6 protein-coding genes are annotated in these 3,994 nt (G+C 68.4%); all 6 read right to left on the reverse strand.

The genetic code is table 11. The features are described 5' to 3' along the window. Positions 1–312, reverse strand: a 312-nt coding sequence (locus ACMO6A_RS13120) for a DnaJ domain-containing protein (protein WP_418471393.1), incomplete at its 3' end; no start/stop codon positions are given. A gap of 57 nt (positions 313–369) precedes the next feature. Next, positions 370–1,440 (reverse strand): heat-inducible transcriptional repressor HrcA, encoded by a 1,071-nt coding sequence (hrcA, locus tag ACMO6A_RS13125; RefSeq protein ID WP_009608692.1) that lies wholly within the window; start codon positions 1,438–1,440, stop codon positions 370–372. 83 nt (positions 1,441–1,523) lie between these two features. After that, positions 1,524–2,636 carry a radical SAM family heme chaperone HemW gene (hemW, locus tag ACMO6A_RS13130; protein ID WP_009608643.1) on the reverse strand — a complete coding sequence of 371 codons (1,113 nt, stop codon included), beginning with the start codon at positions 2,634–2,636 and terminating at the stop codon, positions 1,524–1,526. Between the two features lie 14 nt (positions 2,637–2,650). After that, positions 2,651–3,643 (reverse strand): tRNA dihydrouridine synthase DusB, encoded by a 993-nt coding sequence (dusB, locus tag ACMO6A_RS13135; RefSeq protein ID WP_009608682.1) that lies wholly within the window; start codon positions 3,641–3,643, stop codon positions 2,651–2,653. Positions 3,644–3,647: 4 nt separating this feature from the next. Continuing rightward, on the reverse strand, positions 3,648–3,842 hold the full coding sequence (locus tag ACMO6A_RS13140) for a hypothetical protein (protein WP_009307065.1): 195 nt from the start codon (positions 3,840–3,842) through the stop codon (positions 3,648–3,650). An 18-nt stretch (positions 3,843–3,860) separates the two neighbouring features. Continuing rightward, on the reverse strand, positions 3,861–3,994 hold a 134-nt coding region (locus ACMO6A_RS13145; protein ID WP_418471395.1), incomplete at its 5' end, for a hypothetical protein.

Below are 3,994 nucleotides of genomic sequence, written 5' to 3' on the forward strand. Positions count from 1 at the left end.
GGAGCTGAAGATGTCGCCCATGCCGAATCCGCCGCCGAACAGGTCCTCGAAGTCGACGTAGCCGCCGCCTCCGTAGGGGCTGCCGCCGCCGGCCGCGCCGGGAACCGTGCCGAAGCGATCGTATGCGCTGCGCTTCTGCGCGTCGGACAGCACGTCGTAGGCCTCGTTCAGCTCTTTGAACTGGTCCTCGGCATCGGGCGCCTTGTTCACGTCCGGGTGAAGCTCGCGCGCGCGCCGACGGAACGCCTTCTTGATCTCGTCTTCGGTCGCCTCGCGGGACACGCCCAGAACTTCGTACAGATCCTTCGCCATTGTACGCTCGTTACCTTTCCTCATAGACGGCGCAGGACGCGCCGCCTCCCATGTCGTTTACACGTCCTCCAGCGCCGCGCTTGCGATGCGCACCGCCTGTATAACCTTGGAATAATCCATGCGCGTGGGACCCACCACGGCGACGACCCCCGCCGACGCGCCTCGCCCGTAGCGGCTGGCCACCACCGACACGCCCGCCAGCGCGGCCGCGTCGTTCTCGCGCCCGATGCGCACGCTGGGCGCGCCCGAGCCCTGCCGGGCGGCGTCGTCGAGGATCTGCAGCAGCACCGTGTCGTCCTCGAGCACCTGCATGACGGGCAGCAGCGCCTGGGACTGGCTGAACTCGGGCTTCGTCAGAAGCGAGCTCACGCCGAGGCGATGCGTGCGCGACGCGTCGCCTTCCTGCAAGCACGACAGCACCTCGTCCAACGCCATGCGCACGAGCGGGTCGCGGAACGCCTCCGCCATGCCCTCGCCCAGGCCGTCCTCGATCTCCTGCAGCGACTTGCCGCCCATCACCTCGGCGAGGAAGCGCTGCACGCGCGCCAGCTCGTCGGGCGACACCTCCTCGGCGAAGTCCATCTGGCGGTTGAACACCTGGCCGTCCTCGGTGACCAACACCACGAGGGCGCGGTACGGCGACAGCGAGATGAGGGACAGCTGCTTGATGTGCAGGTTCAGCACCGACGGAGCCAGCACGATGGACAGGCAGTCGGTAAGGCGCGTGAGAGCCGACGACGTCTGCTCCAGAAGCGCGTCCAGCTCGCTTGCGCTGCGGCGCAGCTGGTCCACCACAGGCCGGTAGCGCTCGTCGTCGCCGGCAAGATCGGACGCCAGCAGGTTGTCGACGAACGCACGGTAGCCGAAGTCGGTCGGAATGCGCCCGGCGGACGTGTGCGGCTGCGTGATGTAGCCGCCGTCCTCGAGGACGGACAGCTCGTTGCGCACCGTGGCCGGGCTGACGCCCAACTGGTAGCGCTCCGTCAACGTGCGCGACCCCACGGGTAGGGCGCGCGCGACGTATTCTTCGATGAGGGCGCTCAGCACCCGTTGCCTTCGATCCGAAAGCACGCTCCTCCACCTACCTCTCTCGCCAGTCGGCTTACCTGAACCATAGTAACGCATCATATTAGCAGCCGAAAGCCGAGAGTGCTAACAACAGGCGGAAATTATGGAGAAACTCGACGGGAGACGCACAAGGAGCGCGCGTGTCAGTCGGCCAGATCGAACAGGGCGCCGTACAGCTCGTTGCCGCAGAGCCAACCGCGCTCGGTGGGCCGCCAGCGGCCGCCTTCGTGCTCGACGAGCCCCTGCCGCTCCAAGTCGGCCAGCACCGTCGTCGCCTCGGGCAGCAACTCCGCGGCGCGGGCGGCGTGCTCGTCGGACACGCCCGCGGTCATGCGCATGCCCAGCATGAGGTCCTCGGCGACCATCTGGCGCGAGTCGAGGTCGTCGGTCACCTGGCCGTCCTTCACCCGCATGCGACGCTGCGCGTTCTGCGTCATCGTGGCGGCCGAACGGCCGAGACCCAGGTAGGGCACGCCCGTCCAGTACGCGATGTTGTGGCGGCATGCAAAGCCGGGGCGGGCGTAGCTGGCCACCTCGTAGCGCTCGAAGCCCTCCGAATCCAGCACGCGCGCGGCGATCTGCATGTGCGCGGCCTCCACGTCGTCGTCGGGCTCCTCCAGCTCGCCCGCCAGCACCGCGGCGTCGAAGGGCGTGTGCGGCTCGACGGTGAGCGGGTACACGCTCACGTGCGTCGCGCCGAGGCGCACGGCCTCGCGCGCGCTCGCCTCGAAGCTCTCCGCGCTCTGGCCGGGGATGCCGCACATGAGATCGACGCTCACGTTCTCGAACCGGGTGCGCGCCGCCTCGATGGCGCGGCGGGCGTCATCGGAGGAATGCGCGCGGCCGAGCGTGCGCAGAACGTCGTCGTCGAAGCTCTGCACGCCGATGGACAGACGGTTCACGCCGAGCGCCCAGATGTCGCGCACCATACGCTCGGTGAGGCTCTCGGGATTCGCCTCCATCGTGCATTCTACCTCGTCGGTGAGGTGCATCGACAGCGACAGCGTGTACAGCAGCATCGACAGGCCCGCCAGCCCCACATGGCTGGGCGTGCCGCCGCCGAGGTACACCGTCTCGACCGCCCCCAGCTCGCCCTCCTTAGCCTTGCGGCGGATCTGAAGGCTGAGATCCTCCACGTACGCTTCGATTTCGGGCGCGCCGGCGGGCACGGCCGCCGTGGCGAAGTCGCAGTAGGCGCACCGCTTCACGCAGAACGGAAGATGCAGGTACAGCGCCTTGTACGGATCGTGCGGCATGGGCGTCCCTCCCCTCACTCGTGGGCGGCGGCATGCTCGCGCGCGCACGCCAGCAGCTCGTCGAACACTTCGTCGAAATCCTCCACGGACACGCAGCCGTTGATCTTGCCGCGCGCGGCGGCGGCGCCGGGAAGGCCCGCCAGGTACCACATGGCGTGCTTGCGCATGCGCACGATGTTCCTGCCTTCACGCGCGCTGAGCAGCCGCGCGTGGCGGCGCGCGAGCGCGATGCGCTCCTCCACGGTTGGCCCGTCAGGCTCCGGCTCACCCGCAAGCGCAGCCTTGGCCTGGGCGAACAGCCAAGGGTTTCCCTCGGCGGCACGCGCGATCATCACGGCGTCGCAGCCGGTGCGCTCCGTGATGGCCACGGCGTCGGCGCCGCTTCTCACGTCGCCGTTGCCCACGACGGGCACGCTCACGGCCTCCTTCACCCGCGCGATAGCGCCCCACTCGGCGCGCCCGCGGTACAGCTGCTCGGCATAGCGCCCGTGCACGGCTATGGCGCAGGCGCCCGCGTCCTCCATCCTCCGAGCGAACTCGGGGGCGGTTTCGTCGCCCTCGGCCCACCCTCGACGGAACTTCACCGTGACGGGGCGGCTCACCGCTGCGCGCACCGCGCGCACGATGGAGGCGGCCAGCGCCGGATCCTTCATGAGCGCCGAGCCGTCGCCCTTCGACACGATCTTTCTGGCCGGACAGCCCATGTTGATGTCGAGGTAGGCCAGCGACTGCCCCATCTCGCGCTCGATCCACGCAGCTTGGGCGGCCATCGTGTCGGGCTCGTGGCCGAACAGCTGCACGGCCACCTGGTCCTCCCCCGGCGCGAGGCGCAGCAGATGCCGCGTCTTCTCGTTCGCGTAGGAAAGACCCTTGGCCGACACCATCTCGGTGTAGGTGAGGTCGGCGCCCTGCTCGCGGCAGAGCGTGCGGAACGCCTCGTCGCTCACGCCCGCCATGGGGGCGAGCAGCAGACGGCGGCTCCGGAAGAACGCGTGCATATCCTCCATGGCGCTACGAAGCCATGATCTCGGCCATGTTGACCAAGACGAACCCCAGCAGCACGACGATGCCCACGACGGCGATCAAACAGCCGCAGCCCAGCGCGAGCTTGGTGCCGCCCGACGTGGCGGCGCGCATCTCGTCCTTCGCGGCCTTCTTCTCGTCGAACGGGTCGTCCAGCCAATCGAAATCGTCTTTGCGTGCCATGCTCTCAACCTATCTGCATCAGTCGTCCACCTTCAGGATGGCCATGAACGCCTCCTGCGGAACTTCCACGTTGCCGATGTTCTTCATGCGCTTCTTGCCGGCCTTCTGCTTTTCCAGCAGCTTGCGCTTGCGGCTGATGTCGCCGCCGTAGC

It is taken from the genome of Eggerthella sp. (genome assembly GCF_048329335.1).
Classification (GTDB): Bacteria; Actinomycetota; Coriobacteriia; order Coriobacteriales; family Eggerthellaceae; genus Eggerthella; species Eggerthella lenta.